Consider the following 24664-nt stretch of genomic DNA (forward strand, 5'->3'; position numbering starts at 1 on the left):
TATTCCCCCTAGTTTTTTAAAGTCATATTTTTATATTTATTGAGAATTTCCTCTGTATGTTCCCCTAATGATGGGCTTGGTTTTTGAATGACTGGTGGTGTTTTCGAAAATTTCACCGGGTTCCCTAGTATTTTCGTTTTGCCTGCAACTGGGTGGTCTAGTTCAACGAGCATTTCCCGAACGGCTATATGCTCATCCTCACAAATCTCTTGAATATTTAAGATTGGCGAACTCGGAACACCGCCATCGTTAATTAATTCAACCGCTTCTGCCACCGTATAAGCTTGGAGCCATTTCTCAATAATTACTTTCAATTCGTCTACATGTTCCGTTCGTAATGCATCCCGACAGAACCTTTCATCCTTCTCAAGTTCCGGTTGATTCATGATTAAACATAATCGCTTAAATAAGGGATCATTAGCCACTGCTATGACAATATAGCCATCTTGTGCTTTAAAAATATCAAACGGTGAACTAATTGGGTGACGACTGCCAATTCTCTTAGGGGCAATTTTCTCTATTGTGTATCGCATCACATTGCTTTCTAACAGTGAAAAGATTGAATCAACCATTGCCACATCAATATATTGACCTTCACCTGTACGCTCGCGATGAAATAAAGCCGTCATGATTCCATATGCCGCATACAAGGCAGCACTCATATCACCGAGTGAAGAACCTACACGTGTTGGTGGTTGATCTGGATGTCCGTTAATACTTGCTAACCCACCCATTGCTTGGGCAACTAAATCATATGCTGGTCTTTGGCTATAAGGTCCATACTGCCCAAATCCGGAAATCGAAGCAAAAACAATATGAGGATTCACTTCCTTTAAGCTTTCATAATCTAAGCCAAGTTTTTTCATGACACCTGGACGGAAGTTTTCCACTATTACATCTGCTTCCTTCACCATTTCCTTAATTACTGTGATTGATTCCGGGCTTTTCAAATCAAGCTCAATGCTCTTTTTCCCCCTGTTCAAAAACATGAAGTAACCGCTTTCATCGTTTTGATAAGGACCAAATCCCCTCGTGTCATCTCCTATACCGGGCTTTTCTATTTTGATCACTTCCGCTCCCATATCTGCAAGCAGCATCGTACAATAAGGACCGGCTAGTACTCTCGTAAAGTCAAGAACCTTAATTTGATCAAGAGGTTGTGTCATTGTGATTCACCTTCTCCTTTTATAATTTTTTAATATTACATTTGAATATGATCAGAGGCTGATTTCCTTAATGCTTCTACAATTGTAAGAATGAGAATGATAATGATACTCGTAATTAATCCATATAAAATAGGAATGATTGATGTAGTGCCGTACTTGGCTAAGCTGATTCCAATTACAACCGTGCTCGCAATAATCGAGTAAAAGACTGCCCGTGCAGAGACACGTTTCCAGAAGAACCCTAGGATAATTGGAAAGAATAATGCTCCCGATAGTACAGCAAAAGCAATATCTAGAGCTGCAAGCACATCTTGAATCCATAATGCACAGACGATTGAAAAAATACCTATTGCCAATGTTGTCATTCTTGAAATCTGTAAAAAGCGCTTTTCACTCATATTTTGCATAAATAACCTTTTTATAACATCATTTACAATTAAAGTAGAAGAAGCAAGCAATGTTCCTGATGACGTTGACATGAGAGCTGAAAGGACGCCTGCCAATACTAAGCCTAGAGCACCCACTGGTAAGGCTTGCATCGCAATGGTCGCAAAGGCATTTTGAGGTACAGCCAAATCTGGCACGACAACGAGAGCGCACATCCCGATAATCGCGACGGTAACGGCATACAGAACGGAATAACCGCCGGAGGCAATCATACCGATTCTTGAAACTTTTAGGCTTTTTGCCGTAAACACACGCTGCCAGACATCTTGGCCAACTACGATCCCTAATGTGTAGAGCATGATACTTTTTAAAATATCCAGTCCACCTGTTGCTGTTAGATTAAAATGCCCCACAGGAAGACTAGCTTGCAATCCAGAAAAACCTCCTACCTTTTGAAGACTTAGCGGCAGCATTATAAAGAAAATACCAATAGTCATAACCGCAAACTGAACAATATCCGTCATCGTTACGGACCACATTCCACCTAAAACGGTGTAAAACATAACGATACCGCCCGCAACCAAAATTGAAACGGTACTATTCCAACCGACCCAAACATTCAAAACGCTTCCAATGGCAATCACCTGCGTCACTGTTAACATCGTAGTATAGGTGGCAGAAACAAGAGAACTGATTAATCGCGCCTCAACATTAAAGCGATTTTCCAACATTTCACCAATGGTTATAACACGTAAATTAAAGATTTTCTTTGCTAAAAAAAGACTAATAATGATTAACCCCAAACCTTGTGAAAAAACAAACCACATTCCCGACAATCCGAATTGATACCCAAGTTTTGCCGTTCCAATCGTTGCTGCTCCTCCAAGCGTAAGTGCAGAAAGACAAGCAGTAAACATAAAGAAGTTCAAATTTCTCCCTGCCACCGTATAATCCTCTGAGGTTTTCGCTCGTTTCATCCCTATTACTCCTACTATAGCGATCACACAGAAGTAGGTAATAATAATTGCCACATCAATCATATTCATCAGCATTTCTCCCTTCAATGTTCGTCTTTTCAAGGTAGTCCACTTCAATGTTCTGTATAATTTGAATCTTAACACTTTATTTTCTAAGCAATAAGTGCCTTTTCTTAAGAATTAGTCCACTTTTATACGATACTTTCGAAATTTGTGCACCTAGTAGTTTCATATCATTTTATGAAAACCCCCTAAAAAATTTTAACCCTAACTCCTCAAAAGGAATTAGGGCTGGTTAGATGTATATAGATTCTATAGATAATTATTTTTAATACTTCAATATTGCGTAGTTACAGAATAATGGACTACTAATATTTCCATAAAACGGGCGCTTGTCCCCCGATGTTTTAAAGCACTGCTGTAATTTGTTTTAAAGCATTACTATAGAGGAAATCAGGCACCTTATCCTAAATTTAGACCCTTAGCGATCCACGGAACCCCCTTCCAGCGTAGTAGGATTCTGCTCCATTGTGGTACACAAAGACAGTGTCGTATCGACGATCACAAAAGATGGCTCCACCAAGTTTTCTAATATTAGCAGGTGTTTGCACCCAGCTCGACGTTTTCATATCGAAATTTTCAAGTTTCTGCAGCTCCCGGTATTGTTCTTCCGTTAAAAGTTCAATGCCCATGGCAGTTGCCATTTCAATAGCGTTATTTTCTGGTTTGTGTTTTTTTCTTGACTGCAGCGCTTCAAGGTCGTAACAAACACTTCTGCGACCTTTAGGACTTTCCACTGAACAATCATAAAAAATATATTCGTCCGTCTCTTTATCATGGCCGACAACATCCGGTTCACCGCCAGTTTCCTCCATTTCATTGAGCGACCACAGTTTTTCAGTATTAGCTTCGACCTTAGCTTGTACTTTCCCCCATTCAAGACCTTCATGGCGGTGCATGTTTTTCTCAAAACGGGCTTTCAAAGTTCCGAGTAGTTCTTCACGTTGTTCTAGAGACAACTCCTTATTTATCTTTGACATATTAGTTCCCCTCCTAGTTTTTACCAATAATTGTATAAGGACTAAACTTCTCCGGTAGTATTGTAACACTGCATCACAAAGTATGTATAATTATTAACAATCATACAGTTTCAAAAAGGCTGCCTATCCCCTGGTGTTTTTAAGCATTTGGCTGCTAATATTTTGCCCTGAATCCCCCTGTATGCCATCACCTTTTTACATAATATAAACTTCATAACGATTATCATTTTACATATTGTCTAAAGGTATTATCTAATAATTTATATAAAGTTTAACTATTAGAATAACACGAAATCAATCAATGATGTTTCGCTTTTTACAAAGTAGTAATCTAGGAATTATTTTCATAGTTCTAATTTTCTACAGAAGGGATAGATATAATGAAAGCAGATAAGATTTTTATTAATGGCGAGGTAATAACCGTCGATCAACATAACAGCATCGCAGAAGGAGTGGCCGTACAAGGTAATCGAATTCTAGCCGTTGGGTCCACTGAAGAGGTTTTATCGTATCGAACGGCGGACACTGAGATTATTAATGTAAATGGAAAAAGCCTTCTTCCGGGATTCAATGATGCCCACCTGCATTTAACGATTTATGGAACCAATTTATTAGGTGTAAGCTGTATTGCTCCACATATAAAGTCCCTTGATGATATTTTCATTGATTTGCGAAAAAAATGTCAAGAAACGCCCAAAGGAAAATGGGTACGTGCTTGGGGCTTTAAAGAATCTTCATTAAAGGAAAATCGTTTTCCGTCAAAGGATGAACTAGATGCGATTTCAACTGACCATCCAATTGTCATCATCCGCACATGTAACCACACTTCGATAGCCAACAGTAAAGCACTTGAAATAGCAGGTATTACAGAACAATCATCTAATCCAGATGGTGGGATCATTGAACGGGATTCGAATGGCCAGCTAACAGGCAAGCTGATTGAAAATGCGCATATGCAGTTATTTGAATATGCTGCCTATGCAGAAGATGAAATTCGCAAAGGGATGAAGCTTGCATCAGATGAATTCATTCAAGCGGGGATTACAAGTGTTCATGATGCTGGTGCTTATGGAGATGGAGCAGATTCCTTAAGAATTATGCAGCAGGCCATTAATGCTGGAGAAGTAAAGGTGCGAGTGTATGCACTAATCGGCTCTTTGACAAATTCACATGAATTTGTTGAAAAAATGGTAAGTGCTGGACCGATTACTGGTCTTGGAGATGATCGCTTTAGAATTGGCCCTGCGAAGCTTTTTACTGACGGCAGCAGTGTCGGGCCGACCATTGCTACCCGTCAGCCTTACTCTCATAATCAAGATGATTACGGAATTATTTATTATAGCCAGGACGAATTAAATCGTATTTTAGGCACAGCACATAAAAAAGGATTTCAAATTACGGCGCATGCCCAAGGTGACCGCGCCATAGAGATGATATTAGATTGCATTGAAGCGGCTTTAAGCGAACATCCGAGGGAAGATCATCGTCATCGCATCGAGCATGCGGGCATTGCTTCGCCTGATTTACAAGATCGGATGAAAAAGCTTGGCGTCGTTCCGATTCCTAATCCAGCATTTATGTATGTAAACGGTGAACGTTATCTCGAGTATTACGGTGATCGTGTGCAATATATGTATCCGGCCCGTGATTATATTGATAAAGGCATTGTTGCCGCGTTTGCTTCAGATGCTCCTGTAATATTCCTAGATCCGATGCTCGGTATTCATGCAGCTGTAAACCGAAAATCAACGGACGGTCAAGGTGTCGGCGAAAATCAATGCATTTCCGTATTAGAAGCAATTCGTGCCTATACATGGAATGGTGCATATGCAAGCTTCGAGGAAAATATAAAAGGAAGCATTGAAGTCGGTAAACTGGCTGACTTTACGATTTTAAGTGAAAGTATTTTACATGTTGATCAAGAAAAATTGAAGGATGTCAAAATTGAACTAACGATGGTTAATGGAGAAGTGTTATATGACCGCAACGATCTATGTGGAAAAAAGAATCCTAAAAAAGGTGCCCGTTCCCTGGTGTTTTAAGCATAACTGTGGTGAGGGTCTGGCACTCTAGCCATTTGATACATTTCTGATTACAACTAAAGAACCTGAAATAAACAACAAAGCCCCATACAGGATTATTACTCCTTATGGGGCTTCCAAACTTTGAGATAAAATAGGATTAATATCATATTATAGGGAGGCTTTATCAGATGAGTGAATTAGTGTTTAAACATTTTGAGTTTGCAAGAAGATATTTTCTAAAAAATGTGGACGCATTAGATGAAAGCATTCTTGATATTCAACCGGAAGGGTTTAACAATACGTTACATTGGCATATTGGCCATGTGCTAACGGTGGCTGAGCAATTTATGTTTGGCTTTCCAAATAAATCAAACCACCTGCCGGCGAACTATGTAGAGCTATTTGGCGATGGGACGAAACCAGCGGACTGGCAAGGGGAAGTTCCTTCGGTGAGTGAATTGTCTGAACAGCTAAAAGAACAATTAAAACGGATTAAGGAAATTCCAGCTGAAAACTTAAACGAACGACTTGCGAAGCCGTTTCTCGGACAAGAAACATTTGGCGAACTCGCAAACTTTGCTCTATTCCATGAATCATTACATTTAGGACAAATTCAAGCAATGAAACGGGTTATTGAAACAGCTAAATAAAATGTAAAAAAAGGTACCTATCCCCCACTTGAGGTCAGGCACCCTTTGTTCATCATTTTCAAATTATTTACAACAACTTCATAAAATCTTCTTCACTAATAATTTCAAGATCTTGCCCCAAAATACACCCCATGTTTTCATTATATCTCTTCTATTTTAAAAGACGCCGTAATTTCAATACTATCTTTCACAGATTGCACCATGGCACAATTTTTCCTAGTGACAACTAAAGCCTATCTTCGTCTCATTCAAGTCTTCTCCTAATATCACAAAATGGAGGTGAATCTTTTCGATTCGATTCGCTGCCTTTTCATTTCTTTCTATATCCGCTTGAACTTTAATATCTTGATAGGAAATTCGCATTCTTTCTAAATCTTTACGTAAAACTCCTCTTCGCTACAAACTGCAATAGATGACACCAATAGTTAATAGGGGCGAAATCCGTATTGGTCATCACCAGATACCTATATCAAATTATCTTTCATAACATTACAAACTTTTAGATTAGATTCCTGGCATACCCCCGAAACATTTATAGAGATAAACGTTTGTTTGAAGATTGGCTATGGAGGGTTCCTCCCTTGCTTTCCTCTTCGATTAATTTACGGCGCAAAATTTTACCTACTGTTGTTTTTGGGAGCGCCTTTCGGAATTCTACAGCTGTGGGGATCTTATATTTGGCTAACCTTTTACTGCAGAAGGATACAATCTCTTCTTCAGCGATTTGGGCTCCTTCTTTGAGGACAATATAAGCCTTTACCGTTTCACCACGGTATTCATGAGGAATTCCCGCTACTACTACTTCTTGTACATCGGGGTGCGCGTATATCATTTCTTCTACATCTCGAGGATAAATATTGTACCCTCCTGCAATGATCACATCTTTTTTGCGGCTGACGATGAAGCAATAGCCTTCCTTATCCATATAAGCAATATCTCCTGTATAAAGCCATCCATTTTTTAAAGTATGTGCTGTATCTTCTTCTCGATTCCAATAGCCCTGCATCACCTGTGGACCTTTCACGATTAATTCTCCTGGTTCATGAATATCCATTTCAGTAATCCCATCATCTATATCTACAATTTTACAATCTGTATTAGGAATAGGTAAGCCCATACTTCCAGAAACCCCATACAATGCGCTTCTGGTCAATAATAAATCGAATAATTATTAATATTCAGACTAATGTTCCTTTCCTTAATTTTCATATCCGGCTTCGCAAATTAAGATACATAATATATCAATTTTGTTCAAGAGCCTGGCTTCTCCATACTTCCGAACATGATTCAGCATTGGAAAAACAACCATTCCAATGAAGAAGCTCCTTAAACATTTTCAAGAAACTGCAGAAGAAAATGGGTTTGAAAATATATAGAGGTGGGGAAACGAGATCTTGTTCATATGTTCGCTTAGGAAATTAATCTTTTTTTTGTTTAATTAGTATTATTTTTGGTTTTGGCCCTATAATGAAAAAAGAGCGCTTATTCCAGGATTGCGCCCGATATGAAAAAGTAACATAAAGCTTCACTTACTTTGAACTTAATTGATTTCCACGGTGTCCATTTTGAACCTAAAACGAAGGTTATTATTATGCCCCCATTGCGTTAAAAATCTTAACGGGGCACGTATCAAAATACCCAACCAAACAAGGAAATTCGCTTTGTTCCTTTCACCATTCCCGGAAACTCAGAAAGCGATTACCGACAATTCAATGCCCAGTTCCGATCTTCCACCTTCAGTGCATACATATTAATCTTGCAAAAACGCAGAAAATTGATTTCAATCATTTTTGTCAGTTTCTCTATATCAGGCTGAACTTCAAATAAAACTGAATCCCTATCATCCAATGAAATTTCCCCCTCTTGAACTAAGCATAATATATAATGAGCAAGGACATGCTCCTCATAGCGAAAAGCGCCATCATAAAGGGTTTCAATCATTGACATCGTCAATTCTCTCCGTAAATTGATTATTTCTAACAAAAACGGTAACAACAGGGCTGTTGCGATTTTTTAATATGATCAACTCCAGCTGCTTCTGGTCAGAAGCTTGATCATAGTACGTATCGCGGTAGAGAAAAATGATAACGTCTGCATCTTGGTCGACACTCCCCGATTAACGGATGTCCAACATTAAAGGCCGTTTATTTTTCCTTTGCTCCACCGATCAATTTAATTGGGCAAGTAAAAGAACAGGGCAAGTCATTTCCTTGGCGAGTACTTTTAATTCCAGTGAAATTTCCGTCACTTGCAAGTGCGTGTTTCCACCCCAATGACCGTCAACTCCCCTGCTTGAAAACCGGTCATCATTTGATCCAAACGCTTAATCCCCACAGGAATCCCTTTTATTTGCTTCCCTTCTTGCCATGGGACTTCATAAATCTCAGCAAATGCCGTTGAAATGGACAAATGGTCATCAAAGTGCTTGATGACGCCGGTCTTTAAAATGTTCAGGCTGGACGACACTATCCCCTATGTGAAAATTCTCTTTCAGCATACAGCCAAGCAGCGCTTTTTCGACAGTCATGTCAATCTTCCCCCTCTGAAGGATTATGCTGAAAAATGCCGGTACATTTTGGGTACTTTCCCCTCATGGCTGGAGCTTTTTCTGCTGTTCAAACTCCCTCTCCAACGCCCATAAATCTTCCAATGTTTTCACCTGTTCGTCTCGCCATCTTTTCAAAATCCCGTATGTATAGCCAATTTCGTTTGCCGATAGATAAAGATATTTTCATAGCTTCCATCACAAGAGGCGCTCCAAACTCGTCTACTGCATCTCCTATTTCTTCAGCGATAAATGGCGAAAGGATGCCACAGTTTTGTTGATAAAAATCAAACACCTGACCACACCGACGACTTAGTAGTTGTTTTTCTTTTCTTTTTCTTTTTGTTTTTCTTTTTGTCCCCGTATCGTGGACGTAACGTCTAAAACCGACCCGAATCGCGTTATCATCTGACCCGATTTTGGAGAACTCAAAAGAAGAGTCAACATACGACTCGTATAAGTCCAGCATCTTACCACTTCTTATTTGCTCGGCTACATAGCTTATGAACTTTACGTCCTCTACCTTCTCTAACTCACTTCCCACACAATCTTCAACCGGTTTTCCGCCGCAAAAGATATACTTACCCTCCGGTGTCATTTCCTCAACCACTTTCGGATCATCCCAAAACCGAGTGTAAACCACGCGATACTTTGCCATCGTTTCTCTCCCTTTCAAAAGTCGATTCACCTTTTATATATTTATTAAGTCGAGAAAAGGACACTTTTTAAAAAAAGATGCCTGACTCCGAGCGTTATAAAGCATTACTGCACTGGGAGCCAGGCTCGAATTATTTGAATTATATAAGTCTATTTTCATTTTTGGGAGGAACAATTATACCCACTCCGTCATATAGTTAATTACATAAGTAACTAACCAACATGGTGGTGAGGATAAAAGATGAAGCAGCTAATCGATGATGGGCGTCCCATTTTTATACAAATTGCAGAACGCATTGAAGATGACATTATTGATGGCGTCCTATTAGAGGAAGATCAGGTTCCTTCAACAAATCAGTTTGCAGCATTTTATAAAATCAATCCTGCTACAGCCGCAAAAGGAGTCAATTTGTTGGTGGACGAAGGTATTTTATATAAAAAGCGGGGGATTGGGATGTTTGTAGCAAATGGGGCACGCGCAAAAGTAATGGAAAAACGAAAAGAGTTATTTTTTGAGCAATATGTCGTCACAATGATTCAGGAAGCAGATAAACTGGGGATTTCTACTGAACAGTTGACTGAAATGATTCGGAGAGGGGAGAAAAAATGATGAAAAATGTGATTGAAATTACTCAGCTAGAAAAAGAATATGGCACATTTAAAGCTGTGCAAAATGTTAGCTTTTCGATTGAGGAAAATAAAATATATGGACTGCTTGGAAGGAATGGAGCAGGCAAAACAACGCTTATGAATATGATCACTGCGCAAATTTTTCCGACTGCAGGCGTTTTGAAGGTGTATGGTGAGAACCCTTATGAAAATGCCAAAGTGCTTAACCAAATTTGTTTTATTAAAGAGGGACAAAAATACCCTGATCATTTTCGTGTGATTGATGTATTAGAAGTCTCAAAAGAACTTTTTCCTAATTGGGACAATACATTCTCCCTTTCTTTAATTAAAGATTTTAATTTACCGTTAAAAAGAAAAATAAAGAAGCTCTCCCGTGGAATGCTTTCCGCTGTCGGGATTATTATCGGGCTTGCTAGTCGAGCACCGCTTACTATTTTCGATGAGCCTTATTTAGGTCTCGATGCTGTGGCACGCGGACTATTTTACGACAGATTGATGGAAGATTACGCTGAACACCCACGGACAATTATTCTTTCCACTCATTTAATCGATGAAGTCAGTAAATTACTTGAACATATTTTAGTCATTCATAACGGACAGCTCATCATTGATCAAGATGCGGATTTATTAAGAGGAATGGCGTATACAGTTGTAGGTAATGGACAAAAAGTCGAAGCCTTTCTCGCGGGAAAAGAAACTATACATCGTGAATCGTTTGGTGGATTGCTCTCAGCTACTGTCCTGCAAAGCGACAATCATTCAGAACGACAACAAGCAGCAGCAAATGGTTTAGAAGTCACCCCTGTCTCACTGCAGCAATTGATCGTTCACTTAACAACAAAAAAAGGAGAGATTGCATAATGAAAAGTGTCTTAAAAATACACACAAGAGATAAATTGTCGTGGCTGATTGTTCCTTCTATTATTCTATTCTCTAGCTTTTTTGTTAATTACGTCATTAGCCTCACCCTTACAGATACAGAGATTTATACAGGCGGTGTCCTTTCGATATTTATCAATGTATTCTTAATAGGCTTAATGGTAGTGGCCCAAACCTTTCCCTATGCGCTTGGCATGTCCATTCGAAGAATCGATTTTTTTATTGGTACTTCATTGATGGGTCTAACTGCTAGTATTGTGATTGGGTTTATCATTTATCTACTTGCACAAATCGAAGTGCACACAGCTGGTTGGGGAAGTGAATTACATTTTTTCCACTTACCTTATTTAAATGATGGTACATCTTTAGAACAAATCATGATCTATATCATCTTATTAACTTTCTTATTTTTCTCAGGAATGACGATTTCCAGCTTCTTTCGCCGCTTTGGAGGAAAAGGCATGTTGATTTTATCCTTCACCGCCCTTCTCATCGGAAGCATTGCGCTGATTCTAATTAATTATAACGAAGCTTGGGCGCCTATTTTTGCATGGGTTGCCAGTCATACGGCCATTCAACTAGCACTTTGGCTTACACCATTCACATTCATTTACATGGTCATTTCCTATGGGTTCATCCGAAGGGCGACAATCTAAATAGGTGCCTGGCCCCCAGCGAATTAAAGTACTACTGCACTGCGGGTCAGGCACTAATTATCAAAATACTTCTTTTGCAATTAGTTTATATGATTGAATTCGATCTGTCAGAGAGTATGTGATTGTGTTGATCATGATTTCGTCTGCTCGATACTTAGTTTGCAATTCAAATAATTTCTGTTTCATTTCATGAGGATTACCGATGATCATGTTCTGTCTAATTTTTTCTAACGATTCCTTTTCTTTTTCAGTTAGCTTATATTGCATGGCTTCTTTAATAGAAGGAACGCCATATTTCCCTTCGCCTTTTTCTTTTTGCAAAGTCCAGATGAGAAAGCTTGCTGCGATCTCTTCTGCCTTTTCCGTTGTTTCTCCACAAATGGCCGAAACAGTAACAATGACTTGTGGAGTTTGTTCTTCTTTTCTCGGTTTAAAGGCATCTATATATTCCCTTATTATAGCTACCCCATCATTGTCGCTCATAAAATGACCGAATGCATACGGCATACCATTTTCTGCCGCTAGTAAAGCACTTTTTTTACTTGTACCAAGAAGCCATGGTACTGGCGGATTTTCAGGTATCGGAGACGCAGAAATCTTCGAATACTCGTGATCCCTTGGAAAATCATCGTTTATAAAATGGAGTAAATCTTTCACTAATGCAGGTAAGTTCCAAACCTTTTGTAAATAGTTATTAGACAAAGCATTCGTCGCTTCAGCCGATCCCCCAGGTGCTCGTCCTATCCCTATGTCAATTCGTTTTGGGAATAGCGTAGCTAGCGTATTAAACACTTCTGCTACTTTATATGGCCGATAATGCGGCAATAAAACAGCTCCTGAGCCAATCCGAATACGATTCGTGTTTGCTCCGATGTAGCTTAACATCACTTCAGGCGAAGAGCATGCGAGTCCAGGTAAATCATGATGTTCGGCAATCCAATATCTTGTATATCCTAGTACTTCCCCAGCTTGCGCTAACTTCATCGAACCATTCAATGCGTCATAGGAAGTTTGATTTGTAGAAATTGGGGATTGATCTAATATACTTAGCCTCATTACACCTCACCTCTTTTCCTACTGACTTACTTCCATTAAAACCAATTTATACTCCCCTATTTGATCTTTGATATATAAATTAGTAATAGAAGTAGAATAAGTATGAATGGTTCCTCTAAATATTAAGTCTCTCTCAGGGATCTTAACATCAAATGTTCCGTTGTAAAGCAAAGTCGAAATATCATGGTAATCATTACTTGTTACTTTAAAATCAACTGAAATTTTATATAATCCATCAACTATTTCTTCTTCATAACTACATAAATGAATCAAAGTATCATTTAAAATTAACTTTTTTACCAAAAAAACCGCTCCTTCTTCTTTTTTAAATTATTTATTTAGAATGGTACATTATATATTATCGTGCCAATCCCCTAGTCCGGTAAAACTTTACCGGACTAGGGGGACTAGACCCCAAATTATTATTCTTATTCAAAATAATTGTTTTCTTGTTTCATTTGGTCTATTCTCTTTTTTCCCCATTCATACATCATCTCAACGATTGGTAATAATGTCATTCCAAGTTCAGTCATTGAATATTCGACTTTCGGAGGAACTTCTGGAAACACTTCTCTATGAACAATTCCATCTTCCATTAGTTCACGTAATTGGTTCGTTAATATCTTATGAGATATTTTCGGAAAAAGCCTTTGAAGTTCGCTGAAGCGATGTGGTCCTTCTACACCTAAATGCCACAAAATAACAACTTTCCATTTCCCACTAATAATCGATAAGGTAAGTTCCTTTTCACAATGATAATCTTGATTTATTATTCTTTCTTTTATCTCTTCTCTTAATTTATCCGACATAGAGCCTACTCCCTTTCATATCATAAGTTACCTTTAGGTAACCTCCGCACAAAAAAGTGCATTCTTCACAATGTAGAAAACCGAAAGTAGAATGAAGGTAGTCTTAAAGACATATCCTTATCTATTTTAGACGGCAAACAATAATGAGGAAAACAGCGTTAATAATTATATCATTAGAACGATTTTATTAAACTTTCCTGACTTATTACACTTTTTTTCGTCTAAAATAAAACATCTAAAGGAGCGAAAAACATGCAAACAATCGCAGGAAAAGTAGCGTTAATTACCGGAGCGGGGCGTGGAATTGGACGTTCAACGGCCATTGCTTTTGCGCAAGAAGGGATTCACGTAGGCCTTGTTGGACGTACGCTTGAAAATTTACAAAAAGTAGCAGAGGAACTTAAACAGTATGATGTGAAGGTAGCGGTCGCTTGCGCAAATGTAGCGGATTTAGAATCTATTACTACGGCTGTGGAATCCATTCGTGGCGAGCTGGGTGCAATCGATATTTTAGTAAACAATGCCGGCATTTCAAAATTCGGTAGCTTCATGGACTTAACTCCTGAAGAATGGACGAATATTATCGACGTGAACGTAAAAGGTGTGTACTACACAACACGTGCGGTATTACCGGAAATGATCGAACGCAATACAGGCGACATCATTAATATTTCATCAACAGCTGGTCAAAAAGGTGCACCAATTACAAGTGCATACTCCGCTTCAAAAGCTGCAGTGATTGGACTAAGTGAGTCATTGATGCTTGAAGTGCGTAAGAAAAATATTCGCGTAACAACGTTAACACCAAGTACGGTTGCCACAGATATGGCTGCCCAGCTCAACTTAACAGACGGCAATCCTGAAAAAGTAATGCAAGCAGAAGATTTAGCAGATTTAATGGTTGCACAGCTAAAACTTCATCCACGTGTTGTGTTAAAACATGCTGGACTTTGGTCGACCAATCCTTAATAAAACTATTCGCAATATCGAGACGCCATCCGACGAATTTTGGATGGCGTCCTATTTTTTAGAATAATAAGCTCTTATAGGGGTACTGCCCCCCATAGATTGACTAGTTGGCCATTCCCCACCCAGCACAGTAAAGCTTTACCGTACTGAGGGAATGGACCCACAATTCAAAGAAAAGGACATGTTATATCAAAAAAAATCAGAGCCGAAGCGCTGATTCGTTTTTTATGTGAATTAATAATCATTTGTATGCATGACTTCTACCTAATTTTTTGCTCTTATACTAATCATTTAATCCCTGTCCATTGAGAATTTTCTGCATGTATTTTTCAATCCTTGATACTCGAGTTTTGGATTGCTCGGCTTGAGAAAAATAAAGAATGTATGCACTTCGCCTTTTTCCTTAACATTGGTGAACCGAACTAGGCGTGCCGCCTGCGTATTCTCCCTAGGCTTTTCTAATATCCAAAAAAGGCATCCTTTTTGATATTCCGTTTTGAAATATTATTATTTTGTAAATAAGTAGAAATAGAATCTACCATTGCCTTCGGTCCTGCAATAAAGTAATTACCATTGTTTTTATATAAGGTGGTAAACTTATCTATCTCCTGATGTAGATCATTCCTTGAATCAAGGTAAGTTACACTTATTGAAGGATTGTCTGCTATTTCATCAAGTTCATCCTTATATATATATGACTTTTTGCTATCAATATAGAGTAGATGTATTTGTTTCTCGCCGCCTTTCCCTTCTGCCTCTATTTGTTTTAATATCGCCCGAAATGGTGTAATTCCGATTCCACCAGCAATTAGGATTGAAGGATTGTTATCTTTTAAATAAAAACCCCCTACAGGCCCACTCATACTAACTTTCATACCCTGTTTTAATTCTAACATCGCTTTCTTAAATTCACTCGGGTCATCACTAATACCCATTGTTATTTTTAAAACATTCTCTGTTGGTACAGATGCCACAGTGAATGGTCGGATAGGATTTTTTATTTTCTTATGAGTGATTCTAAACAAACCATGTTGCCCCGATTTCCAGGTTAAATCTTTCTCTTTTTCAAATAGAAAGGTATATACATCTTCCGATTCTTTATAGCTTTCTAAAAATAATAATTCTCTCTTTTTAAATATTGATAATGTATCTTGAAAAAAGCTCATTTCCCAATCTTCCTTTTTAAAAAATGTAATTGCAACTAAATTTGTATTGTTTTTGCCAATTCGTTAGCTTTAAAAGCTGAACTAAAATAACAGGTTCTGTTTTGGTCTTACATTTCCATTAGCATTTTTTTAGCGTCCTAATTATAGGACACTAATTGGTGTCGTGTCAATTTTTATTATCTACATAATGGTATTAGTTTTATTAGCTGGTCCCCCAGCGTATTAAAGTATTATTAGGCACGAATTAGACGTCCAATCATCCGACTTATGATGCTCCTTCACTCGAGTAGTTATATAATAAATTTAATATTCCTTATTAATTATTTTTATAGGGGGATTGAAAAATGGAAAGATTATCGCCAGCGGAAATACTGGAAAAGCTTTCAGCGTTGAGTCAATGGAAGCTCGAGGATGAAAAGTGGATCGTCCGCAAGTATCGCTTTCGTGATTATTTGCAAGGTATTTCATTTGTAAAGGAAATTGCAAATGCATCGGAAAAGGCGCAGCACCACCCATTTATTTCTATTGATTATAAGTTGATCACCGTAAAACTCACTTCTTGGAGAGCAATGGGCCTAACGGGTCTAGACTTTAAAATGGCGGATCTCTACGATCGATTATACGCTGAAGCAAAGGAAGGGTAAGCTTGCACTGTTTGAGAGTTTGATTGTTTCGTATGCTTCCATAATTTTAGCTTCTATGATATGATGCCTATAGTCAGAAAATTCTATATGTGAAATCACTAGGGGAATCCTTTTAAAGGACTGAGAGAAGAGTGTACTCTGATACCCTTATAACCTGATCAGGTTTGAGCCTGCGTAGGGAAGTGTTATGTTACTTTATATTTTATTTAAAGTACCACTTTCCTTGCTTAGGAAAGTGGTTTTTTTATTTGTTAAATAGGGGGAATGTGATTGAAGCTGCTGGCCGTGACGAATGATCGGTTCAAGGTGGATCATCTAACTAAAATTATGATTGATACAGAACCGTTCGTAGATTATTTCATTATTAGAGAACGGACGAAAACAGCCAATGAATTCATAGAGTTGATCACTGCATTGACTGAAGCAAATGTCAGTAAGGATAAATTAATTGTGAATGACAGGGTGGATATAGCTGTTGTTTCGAATATTCAACGAGTGCAGCTTCCAGGCCATGGGCTTGCCATTTCGCAGGTGAAAGGCGATTTTCCCCAGTTACTTGCGGGACAGTCAGTACATTCCGCTATGGAGGCTGAACGCGCTTCGTATGCAGGAGCCGATTGGCTGTTATATGGACATGTATTTGAAACGAACTGCAAAAATGGCGTAGAACCCCGCGGGCTTTTGGAACTTCAAGAAATCTCGAAAAAAATGACGGTTGATTTGTATGCAATTGGAGGGATCAAACCGGAACATATCGACATGCTGCACAATATCGGGGTAAATGGGATCGCTGTCATGTCAACGATCTTTGAAAGCGATGATCCCGTTTTGGCTGTAAAGGAATATCATGAGGCTTGTCAACAAATTATCTGCATTTCAAAAGGTTGAAAGGAGCTGAATTTTAATGAGTATTACACTAAATGGTCAAGCTTATAAACTACCCGAAGATGTCTCAACCGTTCAGCAATTACTTGAGCATTTGGAGCTCTCCAAACGGATCGTGATTGTTGAAGTAAATAAGGAAATTGTTCAAAAAGACCAATATGATCGCCCCATTCGCGAACGTGACCAAGTTGAGATGATCCATTTTGTAGGAGGAGGATGAAGATGAGCATGTTAAAAATAGGCGATAAAACATTTCAATCAAGACTTTTACTAGGGACAGGAAAGTATCCATCTTTTGAAATACAAAAGGAAGCAGTCCGTGTGTCCGATGCTGAAATTCTTACATTTGCCGTAAGAAGGATGGACGTATTCGAGCCGTCACAGCCAAACTTCCTTGAAATGCTAGATTTATCGAAATATACGTTACTTCCAAATACGGCAGGAGCCAAGACAGCTGAAGAAGCGGTACGGACGGCGAAACTGGCCAAAGCATCAGGGCTGTGTGACATGATAAAGGTAGAAATTATCGGCTGCGACCGGACGCTTTTACCTGACCCTGTAGAAACGTTGAGAGCGTCTGAAATGCTGTTAGCAGAAGGGTTCACTGTGCTCACCTATACATCGGACGATGTTGTCTTGGCAAGGAGGCTTGAAGAGCTTGGTGTTCATGCCGTCATGCCGGGTGCATCACCGATTGGTTCCGGAAAAGGTATTTTAAATCCGCTACATTTGAATTTTATTATTGAACAATCTTCCGTTCCTGTTATTATCGATGCTGGCATTGGCTCACCAAAGGATGCAGCATATGCCATGGAGCTTGGAGCTGATGCGGTTCTATTGAATACCGCAGTGTCCGGTGCGAAAAATCCCATAAAAATGGCTAAAGCTATGAAGCTCGCCATCGAAGCCGGCCGTTTAGGTTTTGAAGCTGGCCGGATCGAGGAAAGGGATTATGCTGTGGCAAGCAGTCCGCTTGAAGGATTGCTTCCGTCGTGAACAGCCGGTATTCAAGGCAGGAATTATTTGAGCCGATTGGAGAAAAAGGCCAAAAGAAAATTAGCCAAGCTCATATTTTAATCATTGGCGCAGGGGCGCTTGGCTCGGCAAGTGCAGAGATGCTTATACGCGCCGGCGTCGGGAAGCTTACGATTGTTGACCGGGATATACTTGACTGGAGCAATTTGCAAAGGCAGCAGCTTTATACTGAGAAGGATGTCATTGACCAGCTCCCTAAGGCTGTTGCGGCTAAGAAGCGGCTAAGTGAAATTAACAGCACGGTTGATGTTGAAACGATTGTGGCTGATGTCACAGCAGACAATGCGGAAGAGCTTGTCTGCGGAAAAACGTTGATTGTAGATGCAACCGATAATATAGAAACGAGACTATTAATGAATGATGCTTCAAGGAAGCTGGACATTCCATTTTTTATGGGAGCGGTTGTTGCGAGTTATGGACTGACTTATCCAATTGGATTCGGGGAGCGTCCTTGTCTTCATTGTTTGTTGAACACACTGCCGCCACAAACACTTACATGTGATACAGCAGGAGTCATCGGTCCGATCATCCAAATGGTGGCGGCTCATCAAGTAACGAATGTATTCAAATATCTTGTCGGTGAAGAAGTGGATTCCAACTTGAAATCTTTTGATCTATGGACGGGCGATCAAGCCGCGATAGATGTATCTTCGCTTCGGCGGTCTGATTGTCCGAGCTGTTCGAAAGATGCAATATTTCCATTTCTATCTAAGGAAAATCAGACAAGAACGGCTGTCTTATGTGGTCGGGATACGGTGCAATTGACATGGCCTAAAGATCGGAAAGTGGAATTAAGGCAGCTTGCTGAAGCCATTCATCCAATCGTAACCGGACTCATTTGCAATATGCACCTTGTAGCATGCATTTTTAACGGCCACCGGATTGTTCTTTTCCGTGACGGTCGTATGTTGGTCCATGGCACTAAGGACGTTGTCAAAGCCAAAACAATTGCGGCCAAGTTGATGGGGTAATATTTTTTCTAAAAACATCTCTTAACAGAAAGTACCTGACCCTCAGCGTATTAAAGTATTACTGCACTGGGGTCAGGCATCAATTAGAATAATGCTTGCTGAAGCTCTTCTTGCCTTCACCTGTTATTCCAAAGAAATCTTTACAACATCATCTAAATATTTCGTTGTACTGTATCCACTAATAACAAGTTTCACGGAGGTCGCATCGTTATTGTCGAACCGAATGCTTTGAACAGTTTGGAAATAACGAGGCTGTTCGATTTCTTCATATGAGAATGGGGCTTTGTTCATATCGTATTCTACCCCGTTTTTATCAACAAGCACACCTTCAAAGTCCCACTCCATTGAAGTATTAGGTTGCTCTCCATGCTCATTTACAATATTGAAATCAAGCGTCTCATATGCGCGATTCTCAATGTCATGATTGCTTAATACAATCTTGGTAGATTGTCCAACTTCCTGTCTGTCTATGGAGATGGTACTGCCCGCATATTCAAAGTCAAACGGATATTCCTGAATATCGCCCAATTCTATGATAAATGCGTCTTCAAAGTTTAAATAAACAGCTTCAAAGTGAACGTTCACTTCTTTTGGTTTTTCTCCAAAAAAAGGATCAAAATGCATTTGAATGGTTTTCCAATTCACATTATATTGGGAACCAATAAAAGAGTTGCCGTACATATGGGCTTTCACTTTTTGATTGTTCATCTCTAGATTGTTAAAATTAAAATTAAAATTTACGATCCGCTTCTCAGGCTGTTCATTATTTACACCATATTGAAGTACCGTCGCTGTAGGAGCCATAATTAATTTATCAAATCGAACCGTAAACCCCTCTATTACTGTTTCTTCGTCTAATGCGTATTCAGTGGAAGACTGTTTGGTTACAGGTATTTCGAAGCTCCAATCCCCTGTTTTATTTTCAATGTTCTCGTAATCCCCATAACCATGACGCCCAGAGGGATCACGAATCAATTTCTGAAGCTTCGTAATCTTGAGTTCGATTGTCCCCTTATCTGTTTTAAGTGGCAACAAAGCCATCTTTCCTTGAAACACATTCTTTTCTTTATTATTTAATTCTGATTCTATGTCAGGAGGATAATAGTTCGGATATGTTTCATTGTTCATGATTTCAAACTCATTCCATACATAAATTCCATCACTAAAGCCTAACATAAATTGATTGTCTTCATTTAAATCCTCGATTTCATAATAAACAAGCGTCTGCAAATCATCAGCAATGACGCTCTTAATCTTCACTTTCACTCCATCGCTTTCCGCTTCCAAGTTCAGCCTTTGACCGAGACCATGCTGAAGAAAGGCACGCAATTCCTGATCTTCTTCTGTCCATCCATAGTAGAGGTACGTAAACGCCCCTGTAAAGAAACCGATCCCCACCAATAATACGAAAACACTAGCAAATGCAAGGCCGATTTTTTTAAGTTTCTTACGCTTCTGTTGTTTTTGCTTCTCCTTTGCTATCAGCCTATCTTTGACGTTCTCTATGAAGCCAGATGGCATATGCACTTCAATCCTATCAGTAAGATTTAACATCGTAATCATAACATCCTGAAAGGTAGCCAGATCCTCCTGACATTCTTGACAATGATAAATATGTACTTCTAAATCAATCTTTTTCGACCGATCCATCTTTCTTTCTAAGTAATCGAGATAATCCTTTTGATACTCCCTGCAGCCATGAAAGGTTGATCCGGACCACATTTCATTTCTTATTGACTGAATTCCGGAAAACAAAAGCTCTTTCAACTTTTCTGCTGAAACATGGAGAAGATGTGCCGCTTCCTCCCGAGAGAATCCTTGTACATATGTTAGGACCATCGCATCTTTCTCGTCCTGTTGCAATTGATCAAATGCTTTAAATAAATCCTTACGTGTTTCGCTTTCCTCCGAAGCTTGTAAACTTCTATCACGAGAAAGCTCTCGACAATTATGTATGAAAATGGATGTAACCCACGTTTCGAATGGTGAGTTCCCTTTCAATCGAGGCCATTCCTTTTGGACTTGAATAATGGACCGGTAAAAAAGCTCTTCCATTTGCTGCTGATTACTCAGATAGCACCAACCAAGTGTATAAAACGATTGTTGATGTAGATCGAACCAATCGACGATGGATTCCACGCCTTTTTCTCTGAATGTAGTGGTAGATATGGGATCGATTTTTGCTGGAATCATAAGCATGTCCCCCTTTTGGACGTAATTCACTCTTCGATGTTAATTGTTGTACACATTTGGAATTTGATCGTCATTCCATGAAAGCCAATCTTTTTTATCAACAAATGACAATTATTATAAATATTGGCTTATTATATAGAATATCAAACTTCTTATTCGTTCGTAAGTCTATGTGTTTATTATCTAACTATTCAAAGTTGCTTCCTTCTCTTACCTACTTTTATTTACTCTAATTTTTCATTGCCTACTTTTTCTCACTTCTGATCTAATGCACCTTTTTTTATTGTTGTTATTACGTGATCATCTCATCAATTTTTAATGTTCTTATTATATTTATCTCATTTAAGGAGTCTATCATTTGAAACAAGGAACAAGATAATAACTTATAAAAAAACATTAAATGAATATATATAAGCATTAAAAATTGGAGGTTGTTTATTATGTTGTCTAATTTTAATATCGAAAAAACATTATTTAAAAACCAATTCTCTGAAAGATATCAGTTTGTATTAAATCATAAAGGAAAAAATTTAAAAGGTCTTTATCATAATGGAGAGATTATGTGGTTTAATCCTCAACCTATAAATTACCTTAAGGAAAAACATTTAGACAAAATCGAATCTAAAGTTCATAAAAAAATGAAAAAACATTTATTGCATTAATTAACATATGAAGCTTTTTATTAGCTGGTTTTAGGTAAAGGAAGAAGAATTCATTTCTCACACCTAACTAACGGTTTTACAGGTATTTCAATCTCGTTCCTTGCCTACCATAAGGAATAGCTTTCAGAAACAAAAAAGCTATCCAAACAGTCGGGAGAGCCTAACTGTCTGGATAGCAGCTTCACAATTTTATTAATTGAAACTTGCCTATCCCAAAAACATCATTAACATAATCAAGCTTCGTCCGATCAAAATACACATAATCTCTTTCGTGAATTAATAGATGAATCCCATCTACTTCAAACTCTTTATCATGACTTAAAGGCTGCTCCTCCAGAGACAGCTTTAACTGAGGGCCCCCTCAGCCAATCCCCATAGATAAGCGGACGAACAGTTTTTCCGCTTCATCTTTCTGTTCTTTTTGAATCGCATCAGCAAGAATATTAGCGGCACTAGCTGTTAATTTAATCATTGTAATCACCTCTTTGTCCTATTATACCCCTTCTCCATTTTAATTTTTAAAGAAATGCTCTTAACTAATCTCGTGGAATATATGTCGAAAGATTCCTAATTTTGTATTATAGTATATTTAGATCTTTTGATAAGGAGAACTATATGAAGAGCAAATCATCCATTATTCTTTCAGTGCTTTTTTGTTTTGGACTAATTATTTTATCAACTACCCTTATTATTAGAATGTATAATGAAACACAAAACAAAGAAATGGTCCATCTGCCAATCCATGTACATGCGGCAAAGCAAGCAAGTGTTAGCCCAAAATATTTTGAAGAAACGATTTCACTTGGGGCTATTGGTGATATTCTTATTCATGATTGGGTGTATAATGATGCTAGAACAGGAACTGGATATGATTTTAATCCGATGTTCAAGCATGTCGCAAAAAAACTCCAAGAGCCCGATCTTCTGCTTGCCAATCAGGAAACGATTTTAGGCGGAACAGAATTTGGCATTTCCAGCTATCCACTTTTTAATAGTCCACAAGAAGTGGGAGATGCTTTAATCAATGCTGGAGTGGATATTGTTTCAACAGCCAACAATCATTCGCTTGATAAAGGTGAGAAAGGGTTGATTGCGTCGATTGACTATATGGATAAAATTCGCCTTCCACATGTCGGTACCTATCGAAATCACGAGGAACAGCAATCACTCGTTATATTATCTAGAAAAGGCATTAAAGTAGCATATCTTTCCTACACTTATGGGACGAATGGGATTCCCATTCCCAAAGGGAAAGATTATCTTGTTAATCTAATTAATAAGGAGGCAATGAAGGCCGAGATTCATCACGCCAAAGAAAAAGCGGACGTTGTTGTCATGAGTCTTCATTGGGGAAATGAGTATCAGCGGTACCCGGCAGAAGAACAAAAAGTATTAGGGAAATTTTTAATTAATGAAGGAGTGGACGTTTTATTCGGTCATCATCCACATGTACTACAGCCAATGGAATGGATGAAGACTGAGGACGGTCGCGATGCCCTCATTGTTTATTCATTAGGAAACTTTCTTTCCGGACAAAATAGGGATTACAAAGACATTGGCGGCATGACTACCATTGAGGTCACAAAAATAAGGGATGAAAATGGAGTAACCATTCAGTTAGCCAATCCAGCCTTTTTTCCTACCTTTGTATCTCATCAAAATTTGAAAAATTATCGTGTCGTTCCGCTCAATGAAGCTGGCAATTTCGGTTTAAAAAACGCCACAGAAAAATATCAGGAAATTCAGCACCATATGATGGGGAATCTGTAATTTTATTGGATAAACATTCATGAAATGTTAAGCGAGAGGATGACAGTAATGACGGTTTTGCGAAGGCAAACAGACGTCTTAAGATATGTGCAGCTATTCTTATTTGTTGTCATCATGATCCTAACTCAAAATAAGCAATTCTATATCACTTTTACTGTACTATTAGCAATGATCATTTTTATGTCGATTGCCTCAATTCAGACCCGAGTTTTTGTATGGGCGATGATTGCGTATTCACTCGGTTATTTAGTATTATTATACGGGGACAGGCTTATTGATAAACTACCACTTAATATTAGCTCACTAATGATATTAAATCGTGGTTTATTATTAATTCCCATCTTTTTTATGGCGTACGTCATTAAAAAGTTTAATCGTAATTGGAGTCATTATGTAAAAAAGCCAAACTGGCAAGCTAAGATTTCATTTCCTTTCATATGGAAGGGATTTCATACGGTTTCAATAAAATTGTTTTTACTTATTGCTTTTTTTATTAATTTTGTAGTTTTTATTCCTTTCATTTCTATTTCAAATATGAATCTAATGGACCCATCCTTTTTATTATTTATCATATTTTTCTCAATTGTTAATGGCATATTGGAGGAGATTCTATGGAGAGGGATCGTATTAACGAGATTCGTTGATTTAGCTGGTGAAAAAGCCGCTGTTTTATTTTCGGGAATTGGCTTTGGACTTTCTCACCTTGCCTTTGGTTACTCTTGGTTCGTATGTCTTGGCTTTGCAATTGGCGGAATTTTCTATGCTGGTGTTACCATTCGATCTGGCAGCCTGCTTCCTGCAATCATTTGGCATTTCTTTTTCAACATTTTAATGATTTTAAGTGGGATTATTCCATATATAGGCTAAATAACTAATTGTTGAAGACTTAAGGA

The 24664-nt window shown here is 38.4% G+C and carries 26 protein-coding genes, 4 pseudogenes and 1 riboswitch; of the genes and pseudogenes, 14 read left to right on the forward strand and 16 right to left on the reverse strand.

From position 1 onward, the window contains the following. Positions 1-8 precede the first annotated feature (8 nt). The 3 genes from F7731_RS21420 to F7731_RS21430 all read right to left on the reverse strand — a co-directional run bounded on the left by F7731_RS21420 (position 9) and on the right by F7731_RS21430 (position 3570). Positions 9-1166 (reverse strand): CaiB/BaiF CoA transferase family protein, encoded by a 1158-nt coding sequence (locus F7731_RS21420; RefSeq protein WP_151536843.1) that lies wholly within the window; start codon positions 1164-1166, stop codon positions 9-11. 35 nt (positions 1167-1201) lie between these two features. Further along, on the reverse strand, positions 1202-2599 hold the full coding sequence (locus F7731_RS21425; RefSeq protein WP_246197378.1) for a sodium:solute symporter family protein: 1398 nt from the start codon (positions 2597-2599) through the stop codon (positions 1202-1204). Between the two features lie 404 nt (positions 2600-3003). Continuing rightward, positions 3004-3570 (reverse strand): DUF4256 domain-containing protein, encoded by a 567-nt coding sequence (locus F7731_RS21430; RefSeq protein ID WP_151536844.1) that lies wholly within the window; start codon positions 3568-3570, stop codon positions 3004-3006. 380 nt (positions 3571-3950) lie between these two features. Between F7731_RS21430 and F7731_RS21435 the strand changes: the two genes are divergently transcribed. Then, the gene (locus F7731_RS21435) at positions 3951-5612 is read left to right on the forward strand and encodes an amidohydrolase (RefSeq protein ID WP_151536845.1); all 1662 of its coding nucleotides are present in this window, start codon (positions 3951-3953) and stop codon (positions 5610-5612) included. Between the two features lie 170 nt (positions 5613-5782). Continuing rightward, positions 5783-6244 carry a DinB family protein gene (locus tag F7731_RS21440; RefSeq protein WP_151536846.1) on the forward strand — a complete coding sequence of 154 codons (462 nt, stop codon included), beginning with the start codon at positions 5783-5785 and terminating at the stop codon, positions 6242-6244. 140 nt (positions 6245-6384) lie between these two features. On the opposite strand, the pseudogene F7731_RS26960 reads toward F7731_RS21440, so the two are convergent. The 7 genes and pseudogenes from F7731_RS26960 to F7731_RS21470 all read right to left on the reverse strand — a co-directional run. Further along, positions 6385-6708: pseudogene (locus F7731_RS26960) on the reverse strand (OsmC family protein); the annotation flags it as partial. 68 nt (positions 6709-6776) lie between these two features. Further along, positions 6777-7373: pseudogene (locus tag F7731_RS21450) on the reverse strand (AMP-binding enzyme); the annotation flags it as partial. Positions 7374-7942: 569 nt separating this feature from the next. After that, entirely contained in the window at positions 7943-8191 is a 249-nt protein-coding gene (locus F7731_RS21455) for a hypothetical protein (protein WP_151536848.1), read from the reverse strand. Beyond that, positions 8178-8450: pseudogene (locus tag F7731_RS27365) on the reverse strand (DnaB-like helicase C-terminal domain-containing protein). The gene F7731_RS21455 and the pseudogene F7731_RS27365 overlap by 14 nt, the downstream one beginning before the upstream one ends. Continuing rightward, positions 8389-8517, reverse strand: coding sequence for a hypothetical protein (locus F7731_RS27130; protein ID WP_281352586.1), 129 nt, complete (start codon positions 8515-8517; stop codon positions 8389-8391). The pseudogene F7731_RS27365 and the gene F7731_RS27130 overlap by 62 nt, the downstream one beginning before the upstream one ends. After that, positions 8489-8653 carry a hypothetical protein gene (locus F7731_RS27370; protein ID WP_425482036.1) on the reverse strand — a complete coding sequence of 55 codons (165 nt, stop codon included), beginning with the start codon at positions 8651-8653 and terminating at the stop codon, positions 8489-8491. The genes F7731_RS27130 and F7731_RS27370 overlap by 29 nt, the downstream gene beginning before the upstream one ends. Positions 8654-8859: 206 nt before the next feature. Continuing rightward, positions 8860-9447 (reverse strand): DnaD domain-containing protein, encoded by a 588-nt coding sequence (locus F7731_RS21470; protein ID WP_151536849.1) that lies wholly within the window; start codon positions 9445-9447, stop codon positions 8860-8862. A 240-nt stretch (positions 9448-9687) separates the two neighbouring features. Here F7731_RS21470 and F7731_RS21475 point away from each other — a divergent pair, with 240 nt between their 5' ends. From F7731_RS21475 to F7731_RS21485, 3 genes are read left to right on the forward strand one after another with little or no spacing between them, the layout of a single operon-like run. Beyond that, positions 9688-10056: a GntR family transcriptional regulator gene (locus tag F7731_RS21475; RefSeq protein ID WP_151536850.1), complete on the forward strand. Its 369-nt coding sequence runs from the start codon at positions 9688-9690 to the stop codon at positions 10054-10056. Next, on the forward strand, positions 10056-10937 hold the full coding sequence (locus F7731_RS21480; RefSeq protein ID WP_212031230.1) for an ABC transporter ATP-binding protein: 882 nt from the start codon (positions 10056-10058) through the stop codon (positions 10935-10937). Before F7731_RS21475 ends, F7731_RS21480 begins: the two co-directional genes overlap by 1 nt. Continuing rightward, complete coding sequence (locus F7731_RS21485) at positions 10937-11611, forward strand: hypothetical protein (protein WP_151536852.1); 675 nt, start codon at positions 10937-10939, stop codon at positions 11609-11611. The genes F7731_RS21480 and F7731_RS21485 overlap by 1 nt, the downstream gene beginning before the upstream one ends. A gap of 60 nt (positions 11612-11671) precedes the next feature. Here the strand turns inward: F7731_RS21485 and F7731_RS21490 are convergent, their stop codons facing one another. The 3 genes from F7731_RS21490 to F7731_RS21500 form a co-directional block, all read right to left on the reverse strand. Continuing rightward, positions 11672-12667 (reverse strand): LLM class flavin-dependent oxidoreductase, encoded by a 996-nt coding sequence (locus F7731_RS21490; protein ID WP_151536853.1) that lies wholly within the window; start codon positions 12665-12667, stop codon positions 11672-11674. Positions 12668-12685: 18 nt separating this feature from the next. Next, positions 12686-12970: a DUF3219 family protein gene (locus tag F7731_RS21495; protein WP_151536854.1), complete on the reverse strand. Its 285-nt coding sequence runs from the start codon at positions 12968-12970 to the stop codon at positions 12686-12688. Between the two features lie 125 nt (positions 12971-13095). Further along, positions 13096-13476 (reverse strand): winged helix-turn-helix transcriptional regulator, encoded by a 381-nt coding sequence (locus F7731_RS21500; RefSeq protein ID WP_151536855.1) that lies wholly within the window; start codon positions 13474-13476, stop codon positions 13096-13098. A gap of 252 nt (positions 13477-13728) precedes the next feature. Between F7731_RS21500 and F7731_RS21505 the strand changes: the two genes are divergently transcribed. Beyond that, positions 13729-14445 carry a 3-ketoacyl-ACP reductase gene (locus F7731_RS21505; protein ID WP_151536856.1) on the forward strand — a complete coding sequence of 239 codons (717 nt, stop codon included), beginning with the start codon at positions 13729-13731 and terminating at the stop codon, positions 14443-14445. Positions 14446-14728: 283 nt separating this feature from the next. Here the strand turns inward: F7731_RS21505 and F7731_RS21510 are convergent. Beyond that, a pseudogene (locus F7731_RS21510) lies at positions 14729-14842 on the reverse strand (YdeI/OmpD-associated family protein); the annotation flags it as partial. Positions 14843-14903: 61 nt separating this feature from the next. Continuing rightward, the gene (locus tag F7731_RS21515) at positions 14904-15611 is read right to left on the reverse strand and encodes an FAD-dependent oxidoreductase (RefSeq protein WP_151536857.1); all 708 of its coding nucleotides are present in this window, start codon (positions 15609-15611) and stop codon (positions 14904-14906) included. A 344-nt stretch (positions 15612-15955) separates the two neighbouring features. Here F7731_RS21515 and F7731_RS21520 point away from each other — a divergent pair, with 344 nt between their 5' ends. The 5 genes from F7731_RS21520 (at position 15956) to F7731_RS21540 (ending at position 19146) form a co-directional block, all read left to right on the forward strand. Further along, a complete protein-coding gene (locus F7731_RS21520; RefSeq protein ID WP_151536858.1) occupies positions 15956-16255 on the forward strand; it encodes a 4a-hydroxytetrahydrobiopterin dehydratase in 300 nt (99 codons plus the stop codon). Positions 16256-16345: 90 nt separating this feature from the next. Next, positions 16346-16453: riboswitch (TPP riboswitch) on the forward strand. 72 nt (positions 16454-16525) lie between these two features. Next, positions 16526-17143, forward strand: coding sequence for a thiamine phosphate synthase (locus F7731_RS21525; protein ID WP_151536859.1), 618 nt, complete (start codon positions 16526-16528; stop codon positions 17141-17143). A gap of 16 nt (positions 17144-17159) precedes the next feature. Next, positions 17160-17360 carry a sulfur carrier protein ThiS gene (thiS, locus tag F7731_RS21530; protein ID WP_151536860.1) on the forward strand — a complete coding sequence of 67 codons (201 nt, stop codon included), beginning with the start codon at positions 17160-17162 and terminating at the stop codon, positions 17358-17360. Between the two features lie 8 nt (positions 17361-17368). Further along, positions 17369-18136 (forward strand): thiazole synthase, encoded by a 768-nt coding sequence (locus F7731_RS21535; RefSeq protein ID WP_151536922.1) that lies wholly within the window; start codon positions 17369-17371, stop codon positions 18134-18136. Continuing rightward, positions 18133-19146: a ThiF family adenylyltransferase gene (locus F7731_RS21540; protein WP_151536861.1), complete on the forward strand. Its 1014-nt coding sequence runs from the start codon at positions 18133-18135 to the stop codon at positions 19144-19146. The genes F7731_RS21535 and F7731_RS21540 overlap by 4 nt, the downstream gene beginning before the upstream one ends. A gap of 123 nt (positions 19147-19269) precedes the next feature. Here the strand turns inward: F7731_RS21540 and F7731_RS21545 are convergent, their stop codons facing one another. Next, positions 19270-21339: a DUF4179 domain-containing protein gene (locus F7731_RS21545; protein ID WP_246197380.1), complete on the reverse strand. Its 2070-nt coding sequence runs from the start codon at positions 21337-21339 to the stop codon at positions 19270-19272. A gap of 440 nt (positions 21340-21779) precedes the next feature. Between F7731_RS21545 and F7731_RS21550 the strand changes: the two genes are divergently transcribed. The 3 genes from F7731_RS21550 (at position 21780) to F7731_RS21560 (ending at position 24638) form a co-directional block, all read left to right on the forward strand. Then, on the forward strand, positions 21780-22001 hold the full coding sequence (locus tag F7731_RS21550; protein ID WP_151536863.1) for a DUF5342 family protein: 222 nt from the start codon (positions 21780-21782) through the stop codon (positions 21999-22001). 615 nt (positions 22002-22616) lie between these two features. After that, a complete protein-coding gene (locus tag F7731_RS21555; protein WP_151536864.1) occupies positions 22617-23771 on the forward strand; it encodes a CapA family protein in 1155 nt (384 codons plus the stop codon). A 48-nt stretch (positions 23772-23819) separates the two neighbouring features. Further along, the gene (locus F7731_RS21560; protein WP_170289772.1) at positions 23820-24638 is read left to right on the forward strand and encodes a CPBP family intramembrane glutamic endopeptidase; all 819 of its coding nucleotides are present in this window, start codon (positions 23820-23822) and stop codon (positions 24636-24638) included. Positions 24639-24664: the final 26 nt, after the last annotated feature.

It is taken from the genome of Cytobacillus depressus, from assembly GCF_008923245.1.
In the GTDB taxonomy this organism is placed as follows: Bacteria; Bacillota; Bacilli; order Bacillales; family Cytobacillaceae; genus Cytobacillus; species Cytobacillus depressus.